Origin of the sequence: Brachybacterium sp. ACRRE (assembly GCF_022346485.1) — a bacterium.
GTDB lineage: Bacteria > Actinomycetota > Actinomycetes > Actinomycetales > Dermabacteraceae > Brachybacterium > Brachybacterium halotolerans.
Genome location: NZ_JAKRMO010000020.1, coordinates 34,773 through 61,457 on the forward strand (window position 1 = coordinate 34,773; position 26,685 = coordinate 61,457).

20 protein-coding genes and 1 pseudogene are annotated in these 26,685 nt (G+C 71.5%); 12 read left to right on the forward strand and 9 right to left on the reverse strand.

Translation table 11 applies throughout. The features are described 5' to 3' along the window. Positions 1 to 106 precede the first annotated feature (106 nt). Positions 107 to 535: a hypothetical protein gene (locus MHY49_RS07920; RefSeq protein ID WP_239203485.1), complete on the reverse strand. Its 429-nt coding sequence runs from the start codon at positions 533 to 535 to the stop codon at positions 107 to 109. On the opposite strand from MHY49_RS07920, the pseudogene MHY49_RS19335 reads away from it, so the two are divergent. The 4 genes and pseudogenes from MHY49_RS19335 to MHY49_RS07930 all read left to right on the forward strand — a co-directional run. Further along, positions 441 to 656, forward strand: a pseudogene (locus tag MHY49_RS19335) (hypothetical protein); the annotation flags it as partial. The gene MHY49_RS07920 and the pseudogene MHY49_RS19335 overlap by 95 nt on opposite strands. After that, entirely contained in the window at positions 554 to 964 is a 411-nt protein-coding gene (locus MHY49_RS19340; protein ID WP_370646054.1) for a pentapeptide repeat-containing protein, read from the forward strand. The pseudogene MHY49_RS19335 and the gene MHY49_RS19340, both read left to right, overlap by 103 nt. Then, positions 961 to 4,029, forward strand: coding sequence for a glycoside hydrolase family 2 TIM barrel-domain containing protein (locus tag MHY49_RS07925; protein WP_239203486.1), 3,069 nt, complete (start codon positions 961 to 963; stop codon positions 4,027 to 4,029). The genes MHY49_RS19340 and MHY49_RS07925 overlap by 4 nt, the downstream gene beginning before the upstream one ends. A 732-nt stretch (positions 4,030 to 4,761) precedes the next feature. Then, a complete protein-coding gene (locus MHY49_RS07930; protein ID WP_239203502.1) occupies positions 4,762 to 5,274 on the forward strand; it encodes a hypothetical protein in 513 nt (170 codons plus the stop codon). A gap of 57 nt (positions 5,275 to 5,331) precedes the next feature. Here MHY49_RS07930 and tgt read toward each other — a convergent pair whose 3' ends face one another. Further along, on the reverse strand, positions 5,332 to 6,621 hold the full coding sequence (gene tgt, locus MHY49_RS07935; RefSeq protein WP_370646055.1) for a tRNA guanosine(34) transglycosylase Tgt: 1,290 nt from the start codon (positions 6,619 to 6,621) through the stop codon (positions 5,332 to 5,334). 133 nt (positions 6,622 to 6,754) lie between these two features. On the opposite strand from tgt, the gene MHY49_RS07940 reads away from it, so the two are divergent. From MHY49_RS07940 to MHY49_RS07955, 4 genes are all read left to right on the forward strand, one after another. Beyond that, on the forward strand, positions 6,755 to 8,932 hold the full coding sequence (locus tag MHY49_RS07940; RefSeq protein WP_239203487.1) for a DUF6541 family protein: 2,178 nt from the start codon (positions 6,755 to 6,757) through the stop codon (positions 8,930 to 8,932). Between the two features lie 157 nt (positions 8,933 to 9,089). Beyond that, positions 9,090 to 12,218, forward strand: a complete 3,129-nt coding sequence (locus tag MHY49_RS07945) for an acyltransferase family protein (protein ID WP_239203488.1) — start codon at positions 9,090 to 9,092, stop codon at positions 12,216 to 12,218. A 93-nt stretch (positions 12,219 to 12,311) separates the two neighbouring features. After that, the gene (locus MHY49_RS07950; RefSeq protein WP_239203489.1) at positions 12,312 to 13,682 is read left to right on the forward strand and encodes a M18 family aminopeptidase; all 1,371 of its coding nucleotides are present in this window, start codon (positions 12,312 to 12,314) and stop codon (positions 13,680 to 13,682) included. 140 nt (positions 13,683 to 13,822) lie between these two features. After that, positions 13,823 to 15,145 carry an APC family permease gene (locus MHY49_RS07955; protein WP_239203490.1) on the forward strand — a complete coding sequence of 441 codons (1,323 nt, stop codon included), beginning with the start codon at positions 13,823 to 13,825 and terminating at the stop codon, positions 15,143 to 15,145. Here MHY49_RS07955 and MHY49_RS07960 read toward each other — a convergent pair. The 6 genes from MHY49_RS07960 to MHY49_RS07985 all read right to left on the reverse strand — a co-directional run bounded on the left by MHY49_RS07960 (position 15,134) and on the right by MHY49_RS07985 (position 21,165). Then, complete coding sequence (locus MHY49_RS07960) at positions 15,134 to 16,846, reverse strand: NAD-dependent epimerase/dehydratase family protein (RefSeq protein ID WP_239203491.1); 1,713 nt, start codon at positions 16,844 to 16,846, stop codon at positions 15,134 to 15,136. The two genes, MHY49_RS07955 and MHY49_RS07960, sit on opposite strands and share 12 nt — an antisense overlap. Before the next feature lie 32 nt (positions 16,847 to 16,878). Further along, positions 16,879 to 17,619, reverse strand: a complete 741-nt coding sequence (locus tag MHY49_RS07965) for an MBL fold metallo-hydrolase (protein ID WP_239203492.1) — start codon at positions 17,617 to 17,619, stop codon at positions 16,879 to 16,881. A gap of 152 nt (positions 17,620 to 17,771) precedes the next feature. Continuing rightward, positions 17,772 to 18,905: a hypothetical protein gene (locus tag MHY49_RS07970; RefSeq protein ID WP_239203493.1), complete on the reverse strand. Its 1,134-nt coding sequence runs from the start codon at positions 18,903 to 18,905 to the stop codon at positions 17,772 to 17,774. A 48-nt stretch (positions 18,906 to 18,953) separates the two neighbouring features. Next, a complete protein-coding gene (locus tag MHY49_RS07975) occupies positions 18,954 to 19,556 on the reverse strand; it encodes a cysteine hydrolase family protein (protein ID WP_239203494.1) in 603 nt (200 codons plus the stop codon). A gap of 86 nt (positions 19,557 to 19,642) precedes the next feature. Next, complete coding sequence (locus tag MHY49_RS07980) at positions 19,643 to 20,677, reverse strand: cation diffusion facilitator family transporter (RefSeq protein ID WP_239203495.1); 1,035 nt, start codon at positions 20,675 to 20,677, stop codon at positions 19,643 to 19,645. Continuing rightward, a complete protein-coding gene (locus tag MHY49_RS07985; RefSeq protein WP_239203496.1) occupies positions 20,674 to 21,165 on the reverse strand; it encodes a transporter substrate-binding domain-containing protein in 492 nt (163 codons plus the stop codon). Before MHY49_RS07985 ends, MHY49_RS07980 begins: the two co-directional genes overlap by 4 nt. 155 nt (positions 21,166 to 21,320) lie before the next feature. On the opposite strand from MHY49_RS07985, the gene MHY49_RS07990 reads away from it, so the two are divergent. The 3 genes from MHY49_RS07990 (at position 21,321) to MHY49_RS08000 (ending at position 23,483) form a co-directional block, all read left to right on the forward strand. Then, on the forward strand, positions 21,321 to 22,223 hold the full coding sequence (locus MHY49_RS07990; protein WP_239203497.1) for an iron-containing redox enzyme family protein: 903 nt from the start codon (positions 21,321 to 21,323) through the stop codon (positions 22,221 to 22,223). 56 nt (positions 22,224 to 22,279) lie between these two features. Continuing rightward, complete coding sequence (locus MHY49_RS07995; RefSeq protein WP_239203501.1) at positions 22,280 to 22,447, forward strand: CDGSH iron-sulfur domain-containing protein; 168 nt, start codon at positions 22,280 to 22,282, stop codon at positions 22,445 to 22,447. 298 nt (positions 22,448 to 22,745) lie between these two features. After that, complete coding sequence (locus MHY49_RS08000; protein ID WP_239203498.1) at positions 22,746 to 23,483, forward strand: OBAP family protein; 738 nt, start codon at positions 22,746 to 22,748, stop codon at positions 23,481 to 23,483. A gap of 195 nt (positions 23,484 to 23,678) precedes the next feature. Here MHY49_RS08000 and MHY49_RS08005 read toward each other — a convergent pair whose 3' ends face one another. Next, on the reverse strand, positions 23,679 to 25,184 hold the full coding sequence (locus MHY49_RS08005) for an FAD-dependent oxidoreductase (protein WP_239203499.1): 1,506 nt from the start codon (positions 25,182 to 25,184) through the stop codon (positions 23,679 to 23,681). 689 nt (positions 25,185 to 25,873) lie between these two features. Here MHY49_RS08005 and MHY49_RS08010 point away from each other — a divergent pair. Continuing rightward, positions 25,874 to 26,685: transposase (locus tag MHY49_RS08010; protein ID WP_370646053.1), on the forward strand; the 812-nt coding region annotated here is incomplete at its 3' end.

Consider the following 26,685-nt stretch of genomic DNA (forward strand, 5'->3'; position numbering starts at 1 on the left):
CTGTCATAACCGCCTCTTCAGGACGACTTCTCACTTCTCGCGGTTCTGATGGGGGCGAGCTGCTCGCGCCTGTGGCGCGATCGGGCCGAGCCGGGAAGCGGCGGCATCAGGGTGCGCGCCACCACTTCTCCCCCTGGTCCACTGCGAGCCCCGTGGCGCGGAGTCGCGCGACGAGGCGGTCGTACTCGGCGTCCAGGGCGTCGGCTTCCTCCGGATCAGGGTCATGCGCGCCCGTCTCATCGTCGTAGGCGATCCGCATCGCAGTCGACCATCGCCGCAGCGCTTGCGACAGCGGTGGGGAGATGACGGCCTCGGGGTCGGGGAGATCGAGATCATCGTCGCCCTCCGGCCAGTCCAGGATCAGCACGTAGTCCCAGTCGACCAGGAGGGGCCCAGGCATGCCTGCGAGCTGCGACAGATCGTCGCGCTCAGGCGCACCGGTGTGCCCGGGCAGGTCGTCGCGCCCAGGACGATCGACGTGCTCGGGCACGCCGTCGATGCGACGTCCCGGGCGCTCGTGGTCCGCGGAGCCCATACTCTTCCCCTCACCTCGATCCTCACCGTCAGCTCAGCTCAGCTCAGCTCAGCTCAGCTCAGCTCAGCTCAGCTCAGCTCAGCTCAGCTCAGCTCAGCTCAGCTCAGCTCAGCTCAGCTCAGCTCAGCTCAGCTCAGACTAGGTCCCGCTCGCTGCGAGCGAGTGGCCACGACCGCCCCGGCCGTACGCGAGCCGCACGAAGTCGTTGCCAAGAGGGCCCATGGCAACCACTTCGTACTTCTCGCGGGCCGCCGAGGCCGCGGGAGCCGGATACTCCCCTCCTCCCGGTTTCCCCTCACCCTGGCCGCCTCGAGCACCCCGTCACGTGAACGCTCACGAATCTGTAGGCTGATCCCAGCGCCACCGTCGGCCACCCGCGCCCGGTCCGACGCGAAGACCCCATCTGACCTGGAGGAATCCTCACGATGACCACCGCCGCTCCCGTGACCGCCCCGACCGATCGCTGGTGGGAGGCCCTGCCTACTGGCAGCGGGCGCCTGCGCGGTCGGGCGCACCTGCACTCCGACGCCCCGGAGCTCAGTCTCGACGGCACGTGGGACGTGCGCTTCGGGTCCCGCGCCGACGGCTCGGACCTGGGCGACCCGACGACGATCGAGGTGCCGGGACTGTGGCAACTGCAGGGCCACGGCGCCCCGCAGTACACGAACGTCGTCTACCCGATCCCCGTCGACGTCCCGCACGTGCCCGACGAGAACCCCACGGCCCACTACTCGCGCGCGCTCGCGGTGCCCGCCGACTGGGAGCAGCAGCTCACCGAGGGCGCCCGCGCGATCCTGCGCTTCCAGGGCGTGGACTCGGCGGCGAAGGTATGGATCGACGGGACCGAGGTGGGCGTGACCGCCGGCTCCCGCCTCACCCAGGAGTTCGACGTCACCGACCTGCTGCGCGCGGGCGCCGCCCACCTGCTCGAGGTGCGCGTGGTCCAGTGGAGCGTCAACACGTACCTCGAGGACCAGGACATGTGGTGGGCCTCCGGGATCTTCCGCAGCGTGGACCTGCTGCTGCGGCCCGTCGGCGGCATCCACGACCTCGTCACCCGCGTCGACTTCGACCCGTCCACCGGCCGCGGCACGCTCAGCGCCCGTGCGACCGGGATCGACGGCGCGCTGCTCGAGGGCGCTGTGGTGCGCATCCCCGCACTCGACGTCGAGGCCCCGGCGGACGGCACGAGCATCGACGTCGGCCCCGTCGACCCCTGGAGCGCCGAGGTGCCCGCCCTCTACGACGCGACGGTGACGGCCGCAGCAGGCGCCGGCGGCGCCGGCGCTGCCGGTCGCGTCGCGGGCGCATCCGGCGGGGCCGTGACCGAGACGATCTCCCTGCGCGTGGGCTTCCGGCGCGTGGAGATCGACGGCGAGATCTTCCGCATCAACGGCGAGCGCGTCGAGATCCGCGGCGTGAACCGGCACGAGGTCGACCGGCTCGTCGGCCGCACGCAGCATCCGGGCAACCAGGATCTCGACGCGGCGCTCATGAAGCAGCACAACATCAACGCGGTGCGCACCTCCCACTACCCGCCCCACCAGCGGTTCCTCGATGTGTGCGACGAGGTCGGGCTGTACGTGGTCGACGAGTGCGACTTCGAGGCGCACGGCTTCCACGCGGACACCACCGGGGAGGACTCCACGGGCGCCGCGAAGCGCCCGGCCGACGACCCGCAGTTCACCGAGTCCCTGCTCGAGCGCACCGACCGCTTCGTGCGCCGTGACCTCAACCACTCGTCGATCGTCATCTGGTCGATCGGGAACGAGGCGTCGACGGGGCAGAACACGACCGCGATGATCGAGCGCGTCCGCGAGGTCGATCCCACCCGCCCGGTCATCTACGAGCAGGACTACCGGGCGCTGGACGCGGACTTCTTCTCGCTCATGTACCCCAGCCACGAGCAGTCCCGCCAGATCGGCGAGCGCGCGCTGGATGCGGAGAACAGGAAGCAGCTGGTCGGCATGCTGCGCCACCTCGGCGTGGACGCCGCCGACGACGCCTTCGACGACGTCCCGGCGCTCACCAAGCCGTTCCTGTGGATCGAGTTCGCGCACGCGATGGGCAACGGCGCCGGCTCCCTGAAGGAGTACTTCGACCTGGTCCACGAGTACCCGGCGATCCAGGGCGGTTTCATCTGGGAGTGGATCGACCACGCCCTGGCCACGACCGACGCGGAGGGCCGTGCGATCGACGGCTACGGCGGCGACTTCGGCGAGCGCCTGCACGACTCCAACTTCGTGGCCGACGGCCTCGTGCTGCCCGACCGCAGCCCCTCCCCCGCGCTGCTCGACGCCAAGCACCACTTCTCTCCCGTGGGGCTCGAGATCCTCGCGGCGCCGACGGGCGATGAGTCCGGCGCCCGCGCGGCGCGGGTGACGAACCGCTATGCGTTCCGCTCCCTCGAGCATCTGCGCGCGGAGGTCTCGCTCGATGCGCAGGAGAGCTGGCAGGAGCTCGCGCTGCCGGACCTCGCGCCGGGGGCGTCGGCCGATGTGCCCCTGCCTGCGGGCGACGGGCCCGCAGTGACCGTGCGCCTGCTGACCCGCGAGGAGGAGGGACCTGTCCCGGCGGGCCACCTCGTGATCGCCGCTGACCGCATGGATCGTGCCGCGCTCTCCGCGCAGCAGGGGGGCCTGGGCGAGCTCGTCGCCCCGATCCCCCCGGATGCGGCCGTGGGCCGCGACGGCTGGCGCGTGGGCTCGGCGGTGCTCGACGACCTGGGTCGCCTGGTGAAGGTGGGGTCGGTCGACGTGCCGCACGCGGGCGTCGACCTGTACCGCGCTCCGGTGGACAACGAGCGCGCCTTCACGTCCGTGGCGCTCGAGACGCGGTGGAAGCGGATCGGTCTGGACGTGGCGAGGCTGCGACTGGTCTCGGCCGACGTCGAGGGAGACGTACTCGTGCTGCGCAAGCGCCTGGGACTGGACGGATCGAGCCTCGGCGCCGATGTCATCGAGCGCTGGTCCAGCGACGGCGAGCGCGTCGGGGTGCAGGTGGACGTGGCCCCCTCGGCGCACTGGCCCGAGGATCTGCCGCTGCCCCGCGTGGGCTGGACGTTCGCGGTCCCCGGTGACCTCGACGATGTCCAGTACACGGGCTACGGGCCGCACGAGTCCTACCCGGACACCGGCGGCGGCACGACCTTCGCGACCTACCGCTCCTCCGTCACCGACCTCCAGACCCGCTACGTGATGCCGCAGGAGAACGGCAACCGGGCGGGCGTGGTGCGAGCGGCTGTCCGCGGCGATGGGCACGAGGTGGACGTCGTCGCCCCCGAGGGCCTGGGACTGGCGGTGCGCCCGTGGCCGACGGCCGAGCTCGACGCGAAGGCCCACGACGCCGCCCTCGAATCCGACGGCCTCACCTGGGTGACCCTGTCCGCGGCGCTGCACGGTGTGGGCTCCGCGGCCTGCGGCCCCGAGCCGCTGCCGCAGTACGTGCTGGGCGCCGCCCCCATGAGCTTCCGATTCGAGCTCGCCGCGCGCTGACCGTCCCGCGGTCAGACTGTCCGGAGCCCCCGTGCACTTCGCGTAGCAGGAGGTCGGGTCACGTGTCATATATGCGGTGACCCGACCTCCTGCTACGCGTGCTGCTCGCACCCGGCGGAGCCCCGGCCCAGCGCGGTGATCGCGGGGACGGTGCGCGCGAGGCTAGATCGATGTGCCCGCGCGGGCTGGTCGACGCCGGGGCGACGTGACCTGCCCGTTAGGCTGGAACCACACGAGGGCCGACCAGAGCAGGGAGAACAGCACATGTCGCAGGGCTACGGGCAGCCGGATCCGCAGGAGAGCCAGCCGGGGTACGGGCGAGCTCCCGACGGGCAGCAGGGATACGGCGAACCCGTAGGCGGCCAGCAGCCTGCCCAGCCGTACAACCCGTACCGCAGCACCTCGGAGCAGAGCACGGCACAGCCGGATTCGTCGCAGCAGGGCGAACCGCAGCCGGGCTGGCCGCAGCAGAGCGACCCGCAGCCCGGCTGGCCGCAGCAGAGCGCCGCATCATCGAACGCTCCCCAACCAGGCACGGACGAGCCGAACACTGATCAGTCGGACGCACGCCGACCGAGCGCGTCCGAGCAGCCCTCCCCGTGGGGGCAGCCCGCGCAGTCACAGCCCTCCCCCGCGCCACAGCCGTTCGGCGCCCCGCCCCAGCAGCCCTCGCCCTACGCCGCTCCTCAGCCGGCGACGCCGGGCGGCCCGTACGCTCCGGGGAATGCCTCGATGCCCGTGTACGCACCGGCGGGAACGCCGGATCGCAGCCGGCTGACGCGCACCTTCGCGATCATCGTCATCACCCTCGGGGCGCTGTTCCTGCTGATCCGTTCGATCGCCATCATCGTGACCACAGTCGGTGGGTACTCGGCGGGCTATCAGGGCTCCGAGGCAGCAGTCACCGGCTTCGCCGTGGGCGGCGTGCTGCTCGTGATCCTCAACGTGATCGTGGGCATCGCCCTGCTCGCAGCCGCCATCTACTTCCTGGTGGTCGGCCCGCAGAAGGTGCGGATCGGCGGAGGACTGATCCTCGCTCCGCTCGTCTGCGGCGTCGTCACGCGACTGATCATCACGGCGATCGCGCAGGCCGCGCTGCAGTCCGCTCTCCACGACGGGAGCTTCGACGCCGCGCGGGGATTGCTCGTGGTGATGGTGATCGTCGAGGTGATCCGCCACGTCATCGAGGGCGCATTCGTGATCGTCGGCGGGATCGTCGTGCTCCGCGCCGCGAAGAAGTCCTGACCTCGGCGCTCGGGGCGCGTCGCACCCTCCGTTAGCAGCCGGCCTCCGCGAGACCGCTCACCGCGCCTCGCCGTAGTTCGCGCCCGTGCGCTCCTCGCGCAGGGCGTCGAAGTCGCCGCTCGCGATCGACGCCCTGATCTCGTCGACCAGGCGCACCACGAACCGCTCGTTGTGGATGGTGCAGAGCGTCGCCGAGAGGATCTCCTTGGCGCGGAACAGGTGGTGGATGTACGCGGCGGTGTAGTGCGTGCACGTGAAGCAGTCGCAGGTCTCGTCGATCGGCGCGAACTGGCGCTTGTACCGCGACCCCGTGAGGTTCACCCGGCCCGTGCGCGTGTAGACGGCGCTGTTGCGGGCGACCCGGGAGGGCGAGACGCAGTCGAAGGTGTCGGCGCCGGCGGCCACGGCGATGAACAGGTCGTCGACCTCGCTGATGCCCAGCAGGTGCCGCGGGCGGTCCTCGGGCAGCTCGTCGGTCACCCAGCCGACGATCGTCCCCAGGTTCTCCTTCTCGAGCGCGCCGCCGATGCCGAAGCCGTCGAAGACCTGGTCGTCGACCTCCATCGCACCGAGGTCGCGGGAGGCCTTCCGGCGCAGGTCCTCGTACTGGGCGCCCTGGATGACGCCCCACAGCTGCTGGTAGGGCTTGGTGTCCCGCTCGATCGTCAGACGGCGGTGCTCGGCGAGGCAGCGGATCGCCCACAGCCGCGTCCGCTCGAGCGCCTGCTCCTGGTAGGGGCGGGAGTTCATGAGCGTGGTGAGCTCGTCGAAGGCGAACATGATGTCGGCGCCGAGCCCGTGCTGGATCTGCATGGAGATCTCGGGCGTGAAGCGGTGGACGTCGCCGTTGATGAAGGAGCGGAAGGTGACGCCGTCGTCGTCGACGTGCGCGAGGCGCTCCTTGCCCTCGGCGACGGCGTCATCCTCGCCGCTCGCGGTGCGGGCCTTCTCCCCGCCGGAGAACTCGCTGGAGAGGACCTTCTTGAAGCCCGCGCCCAGGCTCATCACCTGGAAGCCGCCCGAGTCGGTGTACGTGGGGCCGGGCCAGTTCATGAAGGCGCCCAGGCCGCCGGCCTCGTCGACCAGGTCGTGGCCGGGCTGGAGGTAGAGGTGGTAGGCGTTGGCGAGCACCGCCTGCGCGCCGAGGTCCGCGACGGCCTGCGGCAGCACGGCCTTCACGGTCGCCTTGGTGCCCACGGGCACGAACGCCGGTGTCGCGATGTCCCCGTGCGGGGTGCGGATGACGCCGGCGCGGGCCTTCTCGCCGTGGCGCGCGGTGATCGTGAAGCCCGCGGACGCGACTCCGGGGTCGACGGGCGTGAACGAGGAGTCTGGAGACCCTAATATGTCCGGGGGAACGCGGCTGTCCTGCACTGCACCAGTGTGGCACGGCGAGGTCCCCCGTCCGAGCACGCCGCGGTCGGATCTGGTTTCCTGAGCCCTTTCCAGCGCGGCTCGCAGCCCGCCCGGAGGAGTCCGCATGTCGCTGGCCGTGATCGCCGCGTTCGCCGCTGCGCTCGGGGTGCTCGTGGTCCCGGGGCTGCCGCTCGTGGTCGCCCTCCGGCCGCGTCCGCTCACCGGCGCCGCCCTGCTCGCCCCGGCCTCGCTCGTGGTCGTCGCCGTCTCTGCCGAGGGCTCCCATGCGCTGGGCTGGGCGTGGTCCCTCGTGACGCCCGTGGTCGTGGGTCTGCTCGCCGGTGCGTTCGTCCTCGCGACGCGCAGGATCGCTGCGCGAGCGGGGCGGACGACGTCCCGAGGAGTGTCCCCGCGTGGCGCAGATGACGGGGACGGCCCGTCGGCCCGCCCCTCCCCGCTGACCCCGACGGACTGCTCGCCGCGCGCCCGGACCCTCGCCGCGCTGCTCGGGCTGCTGGTCGGCGGCGCCGTGATCGCGGTGCGGGCGCTGCACGGCATGGGCGGCATCGACGCGATCAGCCAGACCTACGACAACATCTTCCATCTGGGCGGTGTGCGCGCGATCCTCGACGCCCACGACGCCTCCGCCGCGGTGGTCTCGACACTGAACCTCCCCGAGGGGCGCAGCGGCTTCTACCCGGCGGGCTGGCACGAGCTCGCGAGCCTCGTGGTGATGGCCTCCGGCCAGTCCCTCCCGCTCGCCTCGAACGCGCTGATGCTGCTGGTCGGGGCCGTGGTGTGGCCGATCGGGATCGTGGCCCTGGTCGCCGGGTGCACGCGCGTGGGCCCGGCCGGCCTGTGCGCGGCGGGCGCGCTCACGGGCGCGTCCTTCGCGTTCCCGCTCGCGCTCATGACCTGGGGCCTGCTGCTGCCGAACTTCCTGTCCACCGCGATGCTCCCGACGGTGGTGCTGGTGGCGGCGCAGGCGCTCGGCCTCGCCCCGCGCACCCGCGAGCACCTGCGCCCTCTGCAGCTGGTGATCGCGGCCCCGGTGGCGGCGTGCGCCGTGCTCTGGGCGCACCCGCAGGGCCTGCACGCCTCGCTGGTGCTGGTCGCGCCGATGGCGCTGTGGGCGACGGTCGGCGGGGTCCTCGCGTGGCTGCGCGGGCGCAGGCGCGCCGACGGGCGCGACCCCCGCCGGCGCTTCCCCCTGTTCGCCTGCGGCGCCTCGCTCGTGCTCATCGCCCTCATCCCGTTCGCCTGGACGCAGCTGCGCCCCTCACGCCGGGCGTCGGCCTGGCCTGCGCACATGCACATCGAGGAGGCGCTCCGGGCGGGGCTGGGGATGTCCGGCGCGCACGTGCCGCCCGGGGTGCTGCCGGCCCTGCTCATGGGCCTCGCGATGCTCGTGGTGCTCGTGCTCTCCCGCTCGCGCTGGATGCTGCCGCCGCTGCTGGCGACCACCTTCCTGTTCGTGGCGGCGGCGGCCTTCGGCGACCGCGACATCCGCTACCTGCTCACCGGTCCCTGGTACATCGACAGCTATCGGCCGGCGGCCCTGATCCCGGTGCTCGGCATCCCCGTGCTGGCCGTCGCGATCGACGTGCTCGCCCGCGCGGCGGGCGCCCTGCCGGCCCCGCGCCGAGCGCCTGCGGGACGCCGGGTGCGCGCAGAGAGCACGACACGTGCGGGAGGCTCGGAGCTCGCCCGAGGCTCGACGCGGACCGGTCGCCCCGGGCATCGCGCGCCCGCCGCCGGGTTCCCCGCCTCGGCCGTCGTGGTCGCGGTCTGCGTCCTGGGCCTCCTCGCCCCGGCCGTCCTCTCCTCCGCGTCGCAGCACGAGGACGCCCTGATGGCCCGCTACTGGAAGATCCCTCAGGTCGTCTCCGCCGACGAGCTCGCCGTGTTCGCGCAGGCCGACGCCCTGGTGCCGCCGCACGCGACGATCATCGCGGATCCCTGGGACGGCGGCTCGCTGCTGTGGGCGCTCGAGGACCGCCGTGTCCTCGCCCCGACGCCCGCCTCGGCCCTGAGCGAGGACGACCGCCTGCTGCTGCGGGGACTCGGCAGGATCGACAGCGACCCCGCGGTGTGCGACGCCGCCGCGCGGCAGGACGCCCGCTACGTCTTCACCTCCACGGAGGGTGCGCTCTGGCGCAAGCGCAGCCCGAACCGCGGTCCCGAGGACGCCGCGCGCAACGGCAGCGCGATCGAGCTGCACCGGGTGGGGAAGGCTGCGCTGTGGGAACTGCGCCCGTGCCGCGGGTCCGACGGGCGGATGGAGCTCACCGGCGACGGCTGAGACCCGGATCGGCAACCGACGACCCGCGCAGCCGACCCGGGCGTGCGAGGCGGGACTCGCCTGAGCGCTGTGCGCACTGACGATAGGATCTGTGCGCTCGCCTCCGCATGCATGCGGCGACGGACGGGTGCGCTGACGAGCTGACGAAGGGGGACGGATGTCGGACGACGACGCGCGGTCGGCGCCGCGCGCCCACGGCCGTCGCCGCGGCACCCCCCGTGACGAGACGCCGCCGGCCGCCTCGGAGACCCCGCGGGCCGACGGGCGACTCCCCGACCCGGCCGAGCGGGACGCGTCGCCGGACCCGAGCACCGCCGCCACGCAGAGCGCGACCACTACCCCGCCCGCCCGCCGCCACGGTCGCCGCGCCCGCCGCCTCGAGGAGCCGGCGCCCGAGGCTCCCGCCTCGTCGGACGCCAAGACGCCCGCCGCCTCCGAGGAGACGCCCGCCGAGCGCACCCCCGCTCGCGCCGCCTATGCGCACGTCCATCCCGAATCCCTGGACGCCTGGCTCGAGCCCGGCGATGCTTCGGCCGACCTCGGGTACCCCGTGGAGTTCGAGGGGACCGCCGACGACGGGGACGACGGGAGCAGGAACGAAGCGACCGGGGACGACCGGGCCGGGCATGTCGGGACCGAGGCTCAGACGAACGCGGAGGATGCGGCGCCCACGGCGGACGACACCGCCGAGATTCCGCGCGCGGGTCCGCGCCCCGCCGGGCCAGCCGACCCCGTCGAGCCCGCTGAGCGCGCTGAGCCCGCCGACGACGTCCACGATGCGTGGACCACGGCGCCCCGCACCGAGCCGACCGCGCCCGACGCGCGACCGCTCCCCTCCCACGCCGATCTCGACCGCGCCACCCGCGGACGCACGCACCCAGCACCTGCGGCACCCGCGGCACCCGCAGAACCGTCAGCACCCGGAGCAGCCCCGGAGCCACCGGCGCCACGGCCGACCGAGCCCGCGCCCGCCGACCCGTCGGCCGATGCGCCCGCCCCCGCCGCACTGTCGACCGAGACGCCGGCCGCCCGGTCGACAGAGACACCTGCCGCCCCGTCGACCGGAGTGCCCGCTGCTCCGTCGCCCCGCCCCTCGGAGCCGGCTCTCTCGGTGCCGTTCCGGGTCGAGATCCACGGGCTGCGGGCGATCGCGATCCTGCTGGTCGCGGTGTACCACATCTGGTTCGGGAGGGTCTCCGGCGGCGTCGACGTCTTCCTGTTCATCTCGGCCTTCCTGCTCACGGGCTCGTTCGCGCGGCGCCTGGAGTCCGGGCGTCCGCTCGCCGTGCCCCGCTACTGGCTGAAGACGTTCAAGCGTCTGCTGCCGCCCGCGGTCGTCACGATCCTGGGCTCGCTGATCCTCGCGTTCACGGTGCTGCCGCCGACGATCTGGGCGACCGTGCAGCGCCAGGCGTGGGCGAGCGCACTGTACGTCCAGAACTACGTGCTGGCGGCGGACAGCGTCGACTACTACGCGCACGACGCCGCGGCCGCCTCCCCGCTGCAGCACTTCTGGTCGATGTCAATCCAGGGCCAGATCTTCCTCGTCTGGCCGCTGCTGTTCGCGCTCGGCACCCTGCTGATGCGCCGCCTGCCGGTGCTCCGCGCCCACCCGCGCCGACTGATGGCGGGCATGTTCTCGCTGGTCATCGTGGTCTCGCTCGTGTGGTCGATCCTCTCCACCGCGTCGAGCCAGACCTTCGCCTACTTCGACACCGCGGCGCGGCTGTGGGAGTTCGCGCTCGGCTCGCTGCTGGGCCTGATGCTGCCGCGGATCGACCGGGCGACGGGCGCGACGACCTCGGCCGCGACCCCTCCGCGCTTCGCGGCGGCGCGCGCGGTGATCGGCTGGGTCGGCCTCGCGGCGCTGCTCTCGTGCGGGGCGCTGCTGGACGTGCAGGGCATGTTCCCCGGCTGGATCGCGATCTGGCCGCTCGCCGCGGCGGGCCTGGTCATCCTCGCCGGGCGCTCGGGCCGCGCCTGGGGCGCCGACGCGTTCCTCTCGCTGCGCCCGGTCGCCTTCCTCGGGTCGATCGCCTACGCCCTGTACCTCGTGCACTGGCCGCTGCTCATCGGCTGGCTCGCCCTCACCGGGCAGGAGCGCGCCGGGGCGCTCGACGGCGCCGGGGTGCTCGCCGTGTCCCTGCTGATCGCGTGGCTGCTCACGCGTCTCGTCGACACCCCCGTGCGCCGTTCGGCCTGGCTCGATGCGCGGCCGCGCAGGACCCTCGCGGCGGTCGCGGTGAGCCTCGTGGTGGTGCTCGTCGGCTCCCAGGCCGTCTTCCCCGCCGTCGGCGAGCGCTCGCTCACCGTCGCCCAGGGCTCGCAGGATGCCGACGCCGACGCCGGAGCAAGCGACGGCGGCGGCCCTGCCGCGCCGGCAGCCCCGAACCCGGGCGCGCAGTGGACCGTGGACCCCATGACCGACGGCTTCAGCGCCACCATCCCCTCGCCCGACGTCGTCACGAAGCCCTCCGAGCACACCTACGCCGAGGACTGCCAGAAGGAGCTGGGCCTCCCGGACACCGTGACCTGCCGATATACCCCCGCGCCCGACGGCGACCCCGACCTCACGGTCGCGCTTGCGGGCGACTCCCACGCCGGCCAGTACACGGGCGCGATCCAGCAGATCGCGAAGGAGAGGAACTGGGCGGTCTACTACATCGGCCACAGCGGCTGCACCTTCACCACGGACCCGGCGACCAACCAGTGCGAGGACGTCAACACCTCCTGGGAGACCCTCATCGACGGCGTCGACCCGGACGTGCTGATCACGATGGGCACCCGCACCTCGTTCGACGGCGGTTCGGACACCGAATCCGACCGCGAGAACCTCGACAGCGCGCTCCCGCTGACCACCGAGCGGGGCATCCCCGTGCTGCTGCTGCGGGACAATCCGCGCTGGCCCAAGAAGGAGGAGTCCGGCAACCGCTTCGACTGCTCCTTCGACGTGCTGCGCGAGGGCGGCGACGCGGCCCAGGCCGACGCCGAGTGCGGCGACGACATGAAGAACCGGATGGATGCCGAGAACCCGTCGGCCTACCGGGCGAGCGACGACCCGTACGCGCCGATCCGCATCGCCGACCCCGCGACCGACGTGCTGTGCCCGAAGGGGCGCTGCTCGCCGATCATCGGCAACGTGTTCGTCTACCGCGACAGCTACCACCTCACCGATGCCTTCTCCCGCACCATGGACGACTGGTTCGAGAAGCAGATCGACGCGACGCTTGCGATGAAGGGCCCCGACGCGGAGGCCCCGCAGACCGAGCCGTCCGACGCCGGCTGATCCGGGCCGACGGGGCCGGACCGACGAGACGGGACCGGACGGGACGGGCCGAAGCCGCCGTCGCGGCCCCGGCCGCTGTGGAACGATGAGCCCATGACCTCCGCACCTGCCGAATCCGCCGTCCACCCCACCGCCGAGGCCCGCGATTTCGCGACCGACCTGGGCTCCTTCGTCACCGCCTCCCCCTCGAGCTTCCACGCCGTGCGCGAGGCGGCCCGGCGCCTCGAGGTCGCGGGGTTCACGGCGCTGGACGAGCGGGAGCAGTGGAGCGGGGACGCGGTGCGCGGGAACCGCTTCGTGCTGCGCGACGGCTCGCTCATCGCCTGGTCCGCGCCCGCGGAGGCGTCGGACGGGACGGCCTTCCGGATCGTCGGCTCGCACACCGACTCCCCGGCGCTCAAGGTGAAGCCCGACCCGCAGCTCGCTGCGGAGACGATCGCGCAGGTGGGCGTCGAGGTCTACGGCGGGGCGCTGTTGAACTCCTGGCTGGATCGCGAACTGCGCCTGGCCGGGCGGCTGGTGCTGCGCGGCGGCCGCGAGGTGCTGGTCGCGACCGGCCCGCTGCTGCGGGTCCCGCAGCTCGCCGTGCACCTGGACCGCGGGGTGAACGCCGACGGCCTCACGCTGAACCCGCAGAAGCACATGCAGCCGATCCTCGGCCTGGGCGAGGTCGACGTGCTGGGCCTGCTCGCCGAGCGCGCGGGCGTGCAGCGCGCGGAGATCCTGGGGACCGACGTGGTCACCGCGGATTCCCAGGCGCCCGGCTTCTTCGGCGCCCACGAGGAGTTCCTGGCCTCGGGCCGCCTGGACAACCTCTCCTCCGTGCACGCCGAGGTCGAGGCGCTCGTGCGGCTCGCGGGCGGCACGGGGTCCGGCACCGACGCGGGGGCCGGCTCCGGCTCGGGAGCCCGCTCAGGAACGGCCGACGGCGAGCGTCCGATCGCCCTCATGGTCGCCAACGACCACGAGGAGGTGGGTTCGGCGTCCCGCTCGGGCGCCGCCGGGCCGTTCCTCGAGGACGTGCTGGTGCGCGTGCACGCGGCGCTCGGCGGGGACGAGGCCTCGCGGCGCCGGGCTCTCGCGGGCTCGATGGTGCTCTCGGCCGACGCCGGCCACGCCGCCCACCCGAACTACCCCGAGCGCCACGACCCCGTGAACCGTCCGCGCCTGGGCGCCGGGCCGATCCTCAAGATCAACGCCAACCAGCGCTACGCGACCGACGCCGTGGGCACCGCCGCGCTCACCGAGGCCTGCGAGCGCGCGGGCGTGCCGCTGCAGGCGTTCGTCTCGAACAACGCGATGCCCTGCGGCTCCACCATCGGCCCGATCACCGCGACCAGGCTGGGCATGACCACGATCGACGTGGGCATCACCCTGCTCTCGATGCACTCGGCCCGCGAGATGTGCGCCGTCGCCGACCCGCTGCACCTCTCACGGGCGTGCGAGGAGTTCCTGCGGGGCTGACGCCTCGCCGTCGGATCCCGGGCGCGAACCGGTCGCCCACCCCGTGTGGGGCCTGCACCGGGCGAATCGAGCAAAAGGGTGGACCTTCCGATCGGTCGGTCGATGGCTCCTGAACGCGGCCCCGCCGTAGTCTGACCGGCATGCCTGCGCAGCGGAGCGCCAGCGCTCCTTCGCTCGTCCGGTCCGTCACCACCTTCAGCCTGTTCCTGTTCATCCTCGGCGATGTGCTGGGAGCGGGCGTGTACGTGCTCGCGGGCGAGATCGCCGCGATCTCCGGCGGCGCCCTGTGGGTCCCCTTGGTGGTCGCGCTCGTGCTCGCGCTGCTGACCGCTTCCTCGTACGCGGAGCTCGCGACGAAGTACCCGCGGGCCGGCGGATCGTCCCACTACGCGACCCGCGCCTTCGGCCCCTTCGTCGGCTTCCTCGTCGGGTTCTGCATGCTCGCCGCCGGGATCGTCTCGGTGGGCACGCTCGCCCTGGGCTTCGCCGGGGACTACCTGCGCACCTTCGTCACGCTGCCCACGATGCTCGTCGTGGTCGTGTTCCTTGCGCTGCTGGCCGTGCTCAACGCACGGGGGATCTCCGAGTCGATGTGGGTGAACCGCGTCGCGACGCTCATCGAGGTCTCCGGCCTGCTGCTGGTGATCGTGCTCGGGGCGATCGTGCTGCTGCGCGGGAACGGGGAGTTCTCCCGCCTGACCACGCTGGGAACGCCCGAGAACGGCCCGGTCGCCGCCGTCCTCGCGGGCAGCGTGCTCGCCTTCTACTCCTACGTGGGCTTCGAGACCAGCGTGAACATCGCCGAGGAGACCAAGGACCCCGCCCGCTCCTATCCGCGCGCTCTGTTCGGCGCCCTGATCACCGCGGGGGTCGTGTATGCCCTGATCGGTGTGGTCGCCTCCGCTGTGGTGCCCACCGACGAGCTCGCCGGCTCCTCCGCCCCGCTCGCGCGCGTGATCTCCGCCGCCGGCATCGTGCCGCCCGTGGTGTTCAGCGCGATCGCGCTGGTCGCCGTGGCCAACGGGGCACTGCTGACGGGCATCATGTCCTCGCCTCTCACCTATGGCATGGCCGCCGACGGCCTGCTGCCGGGCTTCCTGGGGCGGCTGCTGCCGGGCCGGCGCACGCCCTGGGTCGCGATCGTCGTGACCACGGCGCTGTCCGTCCTCCTCGCTCTGACGGGCACCGTGGAGGTGCTCGCGGGGACGATGGTCCTGCTCCTTCTGGTCGTGTTCCTCGCCGTCAATGCATCGGTGCTCGTGCTGCGCAGGGACCGGGTCGAGCACGCCCACTTCCGGGTGCCGATCGTGCTGCCCGTCGGCGGGCTCATCTCATGCCTGCTGCTGCTCACGCAGGTGGAGGGCCAGGTGTGGCGCAGGGGGCTGCCTCTGCTCGCCGTCGCCGCCGTCCTCGCCGCACTCGCCGCCTGGCGTCGGCGCCGCGCCGGCACCTCAGTGCGCTGAGCCGCCCGAGACGGACGAGCCGTCCGGCCCTCGTGAGCCCGCCGAGGCGGTCGAGCCTGCCGACCGATCGGGGGTCCCGACGCGATCGAAGGGGCTGCGATCCACGCGCAGCGCGCGCGGTGCGACCTGGCCGTGGACGTCCCCGAGCACGCGCAGCTGGTGATGGGCGCTGCCCTCGAGGTCGCTGAGCACCTCGGGGTCGACCCCGAGACCAGCCGCATGCGCGCGCAGCGTCTCCCACAGCCCCAGCTTCGCGAGCACGGCGCCGCGCAGGAGCTCCAGCTCCAGCAGCGGTGTCATCGGCGAGCGCTCCCGCGGCCGTCCGTTGGTCTTCAGGCGGCCGATGCGCTCTCCGCACCAGGTCACCGCTTGCCGATACCGCATCGGCGGCAGGGCGAGCAGGCGGATGAGGTCCCGCACGAAGCGGTGCTCCGCACGCAGGCGTTCCGCCACCTCCGCCAGCTCGGGGAAGAACGAGGTGTCCGCGAAGTCGTCGCGCATCCGCTCGGCCCGGGCGAGGCCTGCCGACGCCCCGCTGAGATGATCCGCCAGGTACAGCGCAAGCAGGTGGCGGTCGATCGGGGCGGTGTCCGCAGAGCCCGCCTGCTCCCGTGCCACCTCGGCGACCGCGGCGCGCCCCGGCACGAGCGCCAGCGCGCCCGCCGCGCGGGGACGCAGCGGGGACGACGCCGCGCCGTGGCCCTCGACCATGCCCACCAGGAGCTCTCCCAGTGCGTCCGCGGCGGTGTGTCGTGCCCGCCAGCCCAGCACCTCGCGCGCGCGGGAGGCGTCCATCAGCGGTGCGGACATGGCCATGTCCAGCCAGCCCTCGTCGGCCGCGATCGCCCCGGCACGGTGCGCTGCAGCGAGCGCCGCGCGCAGGACGCCCGTCGGCACGGGGACGGAGCCGCGGGCGCCCAGGAGGCCGACCAGGTCGTCGGCCCGGAGGACCTCGGGGGCGCAGATGTTGAAGGCGCCCGGCGCGCGGCGCACGGCCACCTCCGCGTACGCCTCGGCCACGTCGGCCGCGTGCACCGCCTGGAACCGCAGTCCCGCCGGGAGGGGGAGCAGGGGCGGGCCGCCCCACCGCAGAGCCTGCACAGGGATGTGGGAGCCCAGGAAGTACCGCTGGATCGAGGAGGCGGCATCGTCCTGGAAGATCAGGGCGGGCCGCAGGCGGGAGACGACCAGCTCGGGGTGCGCGGAGGCGACCTCGTCGAGAACGTCCTCCTGGGCCGCCTTGTCGACGCTGTAGTGGGAGGTGCGGATCCCGAGCGCAGGCCACGTCTCGTCCCTGAGGTCGTCGTCCCCCGCCGGCACGGGCGCATAGGCTCCCACCGAGGAGGCGGCGATGAGGTGGCCCACCCCCGCGAGGCGGGCGGCCCGGGCGACGTTCCGGGTGCCCTCGACGTTGACGCGCCGCAGCAGGTCGCGACGGGAGTTGGGCTGCAGGAGCCACGCGAGGTGGACGACGGTGTCGATGCTGTCGAAGGCGCGGACGAGCTGCTCCACTGCCCGCTCCGGCGCACTGGCGGCGCCGATATCGATCGCCTCCCAGTGCGCCGCATCGTACGGCTCCGCGGAGGGATCGGGCAGACGGCGCGCGATGCCCCGGATCTCCGTGACCTCGGGACGACGCCGGAGAGCACGCAGAACCGCGGTACCGACGTTCCCTGTGGCTCCTACGACGGCGATGCGCATGGTGGTCCTCCTCGTCTGGGGCGGTGGGCGTCTCAGGACGCCCCGTGGCGCCGGGCCTCGGCAGCGGCCTGCCGCGCCCCGAGGAAGGGCTGGCCGTGCCCCGGCAGCACGTGACGGGCGTCGGTCTCGGCGATCGCCTCGAGCGACCGAAGGGCGAGTCCGCTGTCCGCCGTGGCCGCGCCCGCCACGATCCGCGGTCCGCGCAGCCCGGTGTAGGGGTCGAGCGTCACGAGGGCGTCCCCGGTGATCACGGCGTCGCGATCAGGCAGGTGCAGGGCGACGTGCCCGAGCGTGTGGCCGGGGGTCGCGATCACCCGCGGTGCACCGGGGACGTCCAGGTCGTCCCCCGGGGCGAAGGTGCCGGTGAGCTCGACGCCCCGCACGCATGCGGCTCCAGCCGCGAGCATCCCGCCGAGCAGGGGCACAGCGCGGGGGTGCCGGATCGGGTAGAGCACCCGGGGGTTCTCGTGCGCGTATCGATAGGGATGCGCTGCGAGCTCCCGCTCCTGCGGAGGCGCGAGCACCGGGAGCCCCAGCCGGTCGACGAGGCGGCGGGCCGTGCCCACATGGTCGAAGTGCGCGTGGGTCAGCACCAGCGCACGCAGGTCCTCGGGCCGGTACCCGAGCTCCCGGACAGCTCGTCCGAGCCGGTTCCAGACGCCCGGCAGGCCAGCATCCACGAGGGTCAGTCCTCCTGCCCCCTCGATCAGCCAGCAGTTCACGTGACCGTGCTGGAGCAGATGTATGCCATCCGCGACATCGACGCTGAGCATGGAGTCCTCCTCGCCTCGAGCGTTCCTGCGACGGTACGTCCGCACGGGTCTCCTCGCATTCCGGTCGGAGCGGGGCTTGCCGACGACTGTGCACATGAGCTATGGAGCCGGCGCGGCCGGGAGTGACGCACCCGCAAGACCGCGCGCACCGCTCAGCCGCTCCGCCTATCGCCGTCGCCTCCGCTTTCGCCCCGGGATTCCCTGCTGCTCTGGTCGTCCGACTCCTGATCGAACAGGCGGCGGCGCTCGTCATAACGGCGGCTGAACGTGGCGCTGCGCACCGCGGACTCGTCGTCGAAGTTCGCGCCGAGGGAGCCGGCCAGCGCTCCCATGGAAGCGCTGAGCCACGCGAGCTTGACGTACTCCATCGCGCCGGCCGGGTGCAGCAGCTCGTTGTGCAGGTAGACGGGGTCCAGGACCGTGACGCTCAGCAGCAGCATGAGCACGGCCAGGACGATGTACAGCATGGCGACGCTGAAGCCCACGGTGAGGACGGTCGCGGCATTGTCCAGGCGTCTCTCCGAGCTCCTCCGGCTGGGGCTCGCGGAGTTCCACAGCCGATTGCGCACGATCAACCAGACGGTGAGGATCGCGCCGGCGAGGAGAGCGATCACGCCCAGTCGCCACAGCGACAAGGGGTCCGCCACAGGTGCCAGCGTTCCGTAGAAGACGCCGAACGCGCCCGCACCGACCGCGGCGGCGATGCATCCGGTGAGTGCGGGAAGCAGGCGCCCGGGCCGGTTGCTGCGCACCATGCCGCCCAGCAGCCGCACGGTGCGCAGCCGTCCTTCCAGGACCACGGTCGTGAGGCCCGATCTGTCCGGCGAGGGCATGACGCGCCGATGGCCGGCACCGAGTGCCTCCTCGAGCGTGCCCTCTCCGTGTCGCTGGTCGCTCTGGAGGATGGCAAGGATCAGCCCGACGAGGAGATCTCGCGTCCGCGCAGCGAGACGCAGACCACCCATGGCCGGCACCGTCACCTGCGCGCAGCGTTCCGCGTGGGCCGCCTCGGCGAGCAGGGGGCGCCCGTCCACGAAGTCCGGCAAGTCCGACAGGTACACGACGCAGTCCCACTCGTGGCGCCTGCGAAGTGCCGGCGCCCGTTCGGCGAGGTGGACCGATCCGTCCGGGGAGAGCGGGAGGGTCTCCCGGCCGACCTCGACGTCGGTCTCCTCACCGAGGCACTCGGACACGCGCGCCGCGACGGCGTCGGCGATGCGCGAAGCGATGGTCTCCGGCGCCCCCAGGTCAGCGAGCAGCCCGATCTTCCGCGTACGAGATCTCATCCCGGCTCCTCTCGTGGCAGGGCGGCCGTGGGGCGCGCACGTTCGGGCCTACCGATCGGACGGCCGCTGCCGTGCCGGCGCACGCCCGGTCCGCGTGTCACCGCGCCAGCGGTCGAGCACTTCCTGCACGCGCACGAGCTCGGCCTGTCTGTCGCCGACGAGCAGGTCCAGCACGGCGTCCTTGTGCTCGGGGCGCTCGTCGGCGACGGCGTCCGTGACCACGTCGGCCCGCAGCCCGTTGGCATACGCGTCGCGCGCAGTCTGTGCGATGCAGGCGTGCGTCGAGACGCCCGCGATCACCACTCGCCGCGCATCGAGGTTCCGCATGCGCAGGAGCAGGTCGGTGCCGAACCAGGCGCTGTCGCGGGTCTTCTCGACCCGTGTCATCCCGGTCGTGTCCAGCTCGTGGACCACCTCGGTCCCGGGGTCGCCGTGGAACAGGAACCCCTGGTCATCGTCGATCATGTTCAGCGTCCACGTGGAGCGATCCCTGCTGTGCTCGGTCGTCACGAGCAGGATCGGGACCTCTGCCGTACGCGCCGCTTCGGCGAGCGCGGTCACCGAATCCACGATGCCCGCTCGCGCGTCGGCCAGCCCGGAGGCCTCGAGAAAGGCCTCCTGCAGGTCGACCAGCAGCAGTGCGTCACCCATGCCCACGGACAGTACGCCGCCGCTGCACTCGCCTCGCCTCCCGCTTCCCGTCGCCATCGAGCGCCGGTCGAGCGGTGCCGACTCCATCATGACGTCGCCTCCGAGCCCGCCACGGTCCTGCGGAAGGCCTGATCGGCCGGGATCTCCGAGACAGGGGCGATGACGACGTCGTGGACCTTCCAGTCAACGTCCCGCAGCGCTCTGCGCAGCTCCTCGCATCTCTTCCCGGTCACCTCCGCCCCCTCGGCGGGCACCACGAAGACCTCGGCGTGGAAGACGTGCCCCTCGTCCCGCACTCGGCTCACCGCGTCGGCGACCCAGTCCGCCTCCCGCGCCTTCTGCTCGATGTCCCCTATGAGCGGGTGGGGCTCCTTGTCGTCGAAGGTCCGCGCTTCGGCGTCCGTGAGACCCCGGATGGACGAGCGCAGGTTCTTCACGCCGTCGTGGAGGATCGAGACGGAGACCACGAGGGCGGCCACGGAGTCGGCCCACCACAGACCGGCGCCGATGCCGAGCACCCCGACCACGGTGGCGAGGGCCGAGGTCCAGTTGGCCTTGTTCATGTCGGCGTCGGCGTACAGCACCTTGTCGTGCAGCGGCTCGGCGAGCTTCATCTTCGCGCGGCCGATGAAGATGGGCGGAATGTTGGTGACCACCATGACCGCGATCATCAGCCAGCCCGCCCAGAAGGCGTGCCCGAGCACGACGGTCAGCCCCACCGGCGGCCGCTCGACGGTGATGAGCGTGCTCAACGAGTCGACCACCAGGAACACGCCCATACCGAGCAGCGCCGCGGCGGAGACGACGTGCGCGACGCCGATGGAGCGGTGATGGCCGTAGGGATGGCCGCGGTCGGAGCGTTTGCTGATCAGGTGCGCGGCGACGAGGAAGGCGATCGGCGGCAGAAGGGACATCGAGTCCTCGAGCCACGCGGCCTTCATCGCCTGCGACTGCCCGGAGACGAGCGCGACCATGGTCACGGTCACCGCGAGGAAGACGAGGGAGAACCATTCGAGGCGAATGGCGCGGGCGAGCACGCGCTCCTGCTCTTCCGGGAGGGCGTCGCGCCCCGACGGGGAGACCTCCTCGGGGGCGGGCTCGCCGCGCCTGCTCTCGTTCACAGCTCCCCCGTCCTCTTCGCGAGGAAGCGCTCGAGCGAGACCTGCAGGGCGTTCTCGCCCGGCCTGACACCGATCACCATCTTCTGCTTCGATCCATCCTCCGCCCTGACCACCTGGTAAGGACGCGTCGGGGAGATCTTGTCGGACCACGGCGTGTCCGCCGTGAGGCCGCCGATCACGAGATCGAGCTCGTTGTTCTTCATCGTCCGGGCGAGCTCGTTCATGCCTCCGGTGGTCCACTCGACGGTCGCGTCGATGCTCGCTGCATAGTCCGCGATGATGTCCGCTTCGAGGCCACCGACACCGCCGTCATCTGCGATCTCGGTCCATGGGGGGTTCTCCGCGGCGCCGACGAAGAGCCGACCGCCCTCCGCGCGCTCCAAGGTGCCCTGCGAGTCACGGGGCACCGCGTCCGCGCAGCCGGCGGTCGCCAGCACGGCCGAGACGGAGAGCATGAGCGCGGAACGTCTCGTGAGTGTCCGCGACATTGCGAGTCCTCCTCGGGGTCATGCCGTCGTGCGGGAACCCTATATCGTGGGAATCCTCGTGCCGAGCCCGCAGCGCCCGGCGGCCAGGAGCAGAGAGCGGAGGCGAGAACCCAGTGCGGACTCCCCTCCCCCGCGGAGAACTCAGCGAGGTCGTCATGCGCGCTCTGCGGTCCGGAGACACGAGTCCGACTGCGGCCGATGCCCCACCGCCGACCAGCCCTGAGGATGCGCAGATCGCCCTGTGGTCGCTCTTCGCTCTCCACCATCTCGGGTTCGACGACGTCGACGACCGCCTGGAGTGGGACCCCGTGCTCATCTCCCTGCGACGCGAGCTCGAGCACGATTTCGAGCGGTCGCTGCGCGAACGTGCTCCGGCGTTTCCCGAGCCCGATGACTTCGCCGCGGACCTCTTCTCCTTCATCGCGGACCATGACGGCCCCTCGGTCGCCGCCTGGCTGCGCAGCTCCGGTACGACCGAGCACATGCGTGAGTTCCTCCGCCACCGATCGATCTACACGCTGAAGGAATCGGACCACACGATGTGGACGATTCCTCGCCTGTCGCATCGCGTGAAAGCGGCCGTCGTGGAGCTCCAGTACGACGAGTACGGTGCCGGGGACCCGCGGCGGCTGCACGCGCACCTCTTCGCCAGAGGACTCGAGGAGAGCGGTCTGTCCTCCGACTACGGAGCCTTCGTCGACGAGGTGCCGCTTGAGGTGCTTGAGCAGGACAACGCGATGAGCATGCTCGGCCTCAACCGCCGCCTGCGAGCGGCTTCCCTCGGCTTCCTCGCGGCCTTCGAGGCGACCAGCTCGGGTCCGTCGCGCAAGATCGCAGGCGGTCTGGAGCGACTCGGATTCGGATCCGAAGTGATCGCCTACTACACCGAGCACGTCGAGGCCGATGCGGTCCACGAGCAGCTCGCGGTGCGGAACATCTGCGGGACCCTCGTCGAGGAGTCCCCCGACCAGTACGAGAACATCTTCTTCGGAGCGTGGATCTGCCTGGATATGGATGACCGGTACGCGCGGCGCATGCTCTCACAGTGGGCGCCATGAACCCGGGCGCGGAGGAACACGCCCCGCCCGACGTGGTGCTCTGCCCCGGAGGGCCGATGCTCCTGCGCGGAGATCACGTGATCCGCGACGCCGAGGGGAATGAGCACGAGACACCGCGACCAGTCAGCGCCGTATGTATGTGCGGCGGATCAGCCATCAAACCCTGGTGCGACGGCACGCACAAAGCCATCGAGAAGAGGCGAGGACAGCGCACCTCCCGATGAGGGGCCGGTCTGCTTCCATTCTCGGCACGCCACTGCCGACGAAGCCCCTCGGCCGCATCGCTGGTCTTGGTGCTCCAGTAGCTCGCTGCCACCCTTGAACACCTCCGAAGCCAAGGCGTCGCGACCACCAGTTGGGCCCGCCCTGGGGCCCCCGTCCGAGTGCACGATGCAACCGGCCTCTTCGACGCGACTGGAAACGACGTTGTCCTGAAGCGCCTGACTGTCCTTGCCCCGAAAGGCGCCTGCAGTGATGCCGCGGAGGTCGGTCGCGCTACGGTGGAGTATGGGATCGAAACAGATGAAGAGTCTCGCGACCGGGCTCGTCCTCGGCATCGGGGTCGCCGCGGCGACCGTCACCGGACGCAAGACCATGAGCAACCTCAGGACCAGCAGGAGTCACCCTTGGCGGCATCGCCTGTTGGATCTGGGGTCAGCGTTCGTTCAGCGGAAACGCCCGCCAGACGCGATGAGCACGTACCTCGATGGCCTGCACATGTACGCAGACGACACCGGGCGTCAGGTCCACGCGGCTCATTTCTGCATTCACTTGGAACATGATCTGCACCAGTGCGTCATCTTCGACAGAAACTCCCCTGACGCACGCCTCATCGGCATCGAATACATCATCAGCGAAGAGCGGTTCCGGGCCCTGCCTGAGGAGGAGAAGAAGCTCTGGCACAGCCATCACTACGAGATAAAGTCCGGAATATTGACCGCCCCCGGCGTTCCGAAGATCGCCGAGCACGCGTACTTCGAGGACTTGGTGAAGACCTACGGCAAGACGTTCCACACGTGGCAGTACGATCTTCACGACTTTCCCTACGGTGCCCCGCAGTTGATGATGGGATTTACTGCAGACGGCCAGGTGCTGGAATCGCTAGTCCAGGAGCGAGACCGTGAAGTGGGCGTATCGACCAAGCGCAACCGTGAGCATCGCGAAAACATCCCGGTGCCAGCAGTGGCTGAGGGCGCAAATTCTTGGGAGAGTGGACGCGTCATGCAAACGACTCTGCAGGAGACCTCGGTCCAGCGGTAGGGGCTGATGCGCGATCACCCGAGGGTTTCAGGCGAACGGCATCGGGCCGAGGAGTCCGGGCGCATCGAGTCGCTGACGGGGGCCGCGCAATCGTAAGGAGCCCCGCTGGCGGTGAGGTCCGACAGTACGGGCATTCATCCTTGCCCAGGCCAGAAGTGGAGGCCGAAGCGGGAAGCGCGGATCGGAAGCGGCAGGTCATGCTTCGGGCGAGGGCGTCTGCTTGAGGTTCTTGACGGCCGGGCCTTCCAGCACGGTGCCGTCGGCGGAGAAGCGGGAGGCGTGCAGCGGGCAATCCCAGGAGCACTCGGCGTCGTTCCACCTCAGCACGCCGCCCATGTGGGTGCACACGGCCGAGACCCGGCGTGTGTCCCCGTCTACTGTCGAGACGGCCACCGGTCGGCCGTGCTCGCGGCCCACCAGGCCTCGGCCCTCCGCGGGCGGTTGCTTGGGCAGGGGCTTGCGTACGGCGTCCACCCAGCCGGTAGCCATGTTCACGCCGACTTCGGTGCCGTCCTTCGCTCCGGTCAGCAGGTCCGACGGAGTGGTGATCCGGTGCCCCAGGGTCTTGGCCCAGGGGAGGTTGCCGTCGAGGATCTGGGAGGTGATGGCCAGCGCGGCGGCCACGCCGGTCGCCAGCCCCCACTTGTTGTACCCGGTGGCCAGGTACATGTGGCCTCCTCCCCGCGGTAGCCGGCCGATGAACGGGATGTAGTTGGTCGAGCGGTAGTCCTGGGCGGACCACGTATGGGTGCGCTCGGCGCCGGGATAGTGCTGCTGGGCCCAGGATTCAAGGTCCTCGACGGCCCCTCGCGGCGAGTACGCGCGGCCGACCGCGTGGTCGTTGCCGCCGATCAGTAGCTGTTCTTCGTCAGGCAGGGGGACGCCGCGCAGGGTCCGGGTGGGTGAGTCCGCGCTGATGTACATCCCCTTGGGGATGGCCGTCCCGGCCGGTACGCGGTAGGTCAGGCCATATGAGCGGTTGCCGCTGAGCTTGGCAAAGTAGGCGCCGCGGTCCAGGATCGGGGTGCCGGTGGCCAGCACCAGACGGTCCCCGCGGACACTCCCGTGGTCGGTATGGACCTCCACCGGTGAACGGTAGCCCGCGCCGGTCACGCGCACCCCTTCGATGAGCTCGCCTCCGCGCTCGTGCAGTTCGGCGGCCAGCGCGCCGAGGACGTCCATGGAGTTGATCTGGGCCTGGCCGGCCAGGGCGATCGCCCCGCTGACGTTGAAGGGCAGCTCAGTCTCCCGAGCCCAGGTGACCGGCAGCCCGGCGGTGGCGCACGCCTGCTGCTCCTGGCGGACCATCTGCACGCCCTGCGCGGTGGTGGCGTAGGTGTAGGCGCTGCGGCGTTGATAGTCGATGCCCTTCTCGTCAAGGTAGCGCAGCAGCCAGGCCTGCCCTTCGCGGTTGGCATCGACGTAGGCGCGCAGCACGGTGTCGGGCTGGTGTCTGCTGATCTGGGAGAGCACAGTGCCCTGCAGCAGCGACACCTTCCCGGTCGTGTTGCCGGTGGTCACCGCACCGGCCGAGCGAGCCTCCAGAACGGCCACGTGCTGCCCAGCGCGAGCAAGCAGCACCGCGGTGGTCAGCCCGGTCAATCCGGCGCCGACGACGACCGTGTCGTACTCGGCACCGGGGGTGAAGCCGCCGCCCGTAGCGGAGGGAAGCTGAGAGGTATCACGCCAGACCGATAACATGGTTCCGCCTTCCGAGGGCGTCTTCCGAGACGCGGTCGCGCCCCGTCGCTTCCGCCCATCGTGCAGGCAGCAGCCAGGGATGTCCACGATCGGAGGACGTCGAGCAACCGGACGGCCGGGGGTCTGCGGCGATCCCGGCTCCGCCCGTTAGCGAGGGCCACGGTGGCAGCCAGGCCCGGCACACGGGTCAGCACCACGGACGGGGCCGGTGCGGCCGCCCATGGGCGCGATGCCCACCGGCCGCCGGAAGAGGCAAGACTCGCCTGCCGCATCAAAGCTGTCCCGCTGGGGCATTTCTCCATCGACACTCTGCGCGGGACCCGGTCACGGTTCCCAGCAGGGTGCCGCGCAGCAGCCCTGCCTCGTTGCCGGGGGACGGCATCGTTCGGTCGAGAATTATTCTCCGGCCGATCCGCGCGACGGTGAGGCGGTGACTCAGGAGATCGTCCAAGCACTGGCAACGGCGCTGCTCAACGTGTTCGTGGCCGTGCTACGGGTACTGGAGGCGGACCTGACTCGATCTGGGCGGGAACGCGGGGGCGGGTCCGGAGTCGACCACCTTGCTAGCCTCGGGCTTTCATCGTTGAGGTGTCCGAGGGGTGGTCGTAGACGCGGAAAGGTGCTCCTGACCTGGAAGAATAGGGCTTGCTTAGGGTCCAATTCTCCAAGGTCGAAGGAGCACCTTCAGGGTGAACACTACCGGGTTGTATCCGCGGGTGCAGGTTGATGTCGCACCGAGTGCGGCGGTGGGGCAGGCGGGTGGGGTGCTGCTGACCGAGACGGTCCGCGCCACCGGCCTGGACCGGGCCCTGTCGCAAGCGCTGGGACCGTGGCGGCGCCCGTTGGCGCAGCATGATCCAGGCAAGATCCTGCTCGACCTCGCGCTGACACTGGCTGTGGGCGGGGACTGCCTGGCCGACGTCGCCGCGGTGCGGGCCGAGCCGGACGTCTACGGTCAGGTGGCCTCGGATCCCACGATCTCTCGCCTGCTCGCGCTCCTGGCCAGCGATGTCGATGCTGCCGAACGCGCGATCAACACCGCCCGGCGCCGCGCCCGCGAGGCGGCGTGGGCTCGGGCCGGCAGCCATGCCCCGAGCCATCACGTCACCGCGAAGAACCCGCTGGTCATCGATCTCGACGCCACCCTCGTGACAGCTCATAGCGAGAAGGAGAACGCACGAGCGACGTTCAAGAAGGGATTCGGGTTCCATCCCCTGCTGGCCTTCGCCGACCACGGCAAAGGCAGTGGTGGGGAGATGCTGACCTGCCTGCTCCGGCCCGGGAACGCGGGCTCCAACACGGCTGCTGACCACAAGACCGTGATCAGACAGGCGCTGGTCCAAGTAGGGCTGGGGCCCAGGCCGGGGAAGAAGGTGCTGATGAAGCGCCCTGGGTTTCGTTCCGTGGTTAGGCGGGCGCGGTCGTCGTGGGGTGAGTGTAGGACGCTTCGACCGCTGCGGGGGTGCGGTAGTCGAGAGTTTCATGCAGTCGGGACGTGTTC

Excerpts from the sequence above, each read along its gene's own strand:
- MHY49_RS07955 (WP_239203490.1), top strand. The coding sequence starts at position 13,823 with ATGCCTGCGCAGCGGAGCGCCAGCGCTCCTTCGCTCGTCCGGTCCGTC.
- MHY49_RS07965 (WP_239203492.1), bottom strand. The coding sequence starts at position 17,619 with ATGCTCAGCGTCGATGTCGCGGATGGCATACATCTGCTCCAGCACGGT.
- MHY49_RS07990 (WP_239203497.1), top strand. The coding sequence starts at position 21,321 with ATGCGCGCTCTGCGGTCCGGAGACACGAGTCCGACTGCGGCCGATGCC.
- MHY49_RS07950 (WP_239203489.1), top strand. The coding sequence starts at position 12,312 with ATGACCTCCGCACCTGCCGAATCCGCCGTCCACCCCACCGCCGAGGCC.
- MHY49_RS07920 (WP_239203485.1), bottom strand. The coding sequence starts at position 535 with ATGGGCTCCGCGGACCACGAGCGCCCGGGACGTCGCATCGACGGCGTG.
- MHY49_RS07960 (WP_239203491.1), bottom strand. The coding sequence starts at position 16,846 with ATGCGCATCGCCGTCGTAGGAGCCACAGGGAACGTCGGTACCGCGGTT.
- MHY49_RS07930 (WP_239203502.1), top strand. The coding sequence starts at position 4,762 with ATGCCCGTGTACGCACCGGCGGGAACGCCGGATCGCAGCCGGCTGACG.
- MHY49_RS07940 (WP_239203487.1), top strand. The coding sequence starts at position 6,755 with ATGTCGCTGGCCGTGATCGCCGCGTTCGCCGCTGCGCTCGGGGTGCTC.
- MHY49_RS07985 (WP_239203496.1), bottom strand. The coding sequence starts at position 21,165 with ATGTCGCGGACACTCACGAGACGTTCCGCGCTCATGCTCTCCGTCTCG.
- MHY49_RS07970 (WP_239203493.1), bottom strand. The coding sequence starts at position 18,905 with ATGAGATCTCGTACGCGGAAGATCGGGCTGCTCGCTGACCTGGGGGCG.
- MHY49_RS07925 (WP_239203486.1), top strand. The coding sequence starts at position 961 with ATGACCACCGCCGCTCCCGTGACCGCCCCGACCGATCGCTGGTGGGAG.
- MHY49_RS07975 (WP_239203494.1), bottom strand. The coding sequence starts at position 19,556 with ATGGGTGACGCACTGCTGCTGGTCGACCTGCAGGAGGCCTTTCTCGAG.
- MHY49_RS07995 (WP_239203501.1), top strand. The coding sequence starts at position 22,280 with ATGCTCCTGCGCGGAGATCACGTGATCCGCGACGCCGAGGGGAATGAG.
- MHY49_RS07945 (WP_239203488.1), top strand. The coding sequence starts at position 9,090 with ATGTCGGACGACGACGCGCGGTCGGCGCCGCGCGCCCACGGCCGTCGC.
- MHY49_RS08005 (WP_239203499.1), bottom strand. The coding sequence starts at position 25,184 with ATGTTATCGGTCTGGCGTGATACCTCTCAGCTTCCCTCCGCTACGGGC.
- MHY49_RS08000 (WP_239203498.1), top strand. The coding sequence starts at position 22,746 with ATGAAGAGTCTCGCGACCGGGCTCGTCCTCGGCATCGGGGTCGCCGCG.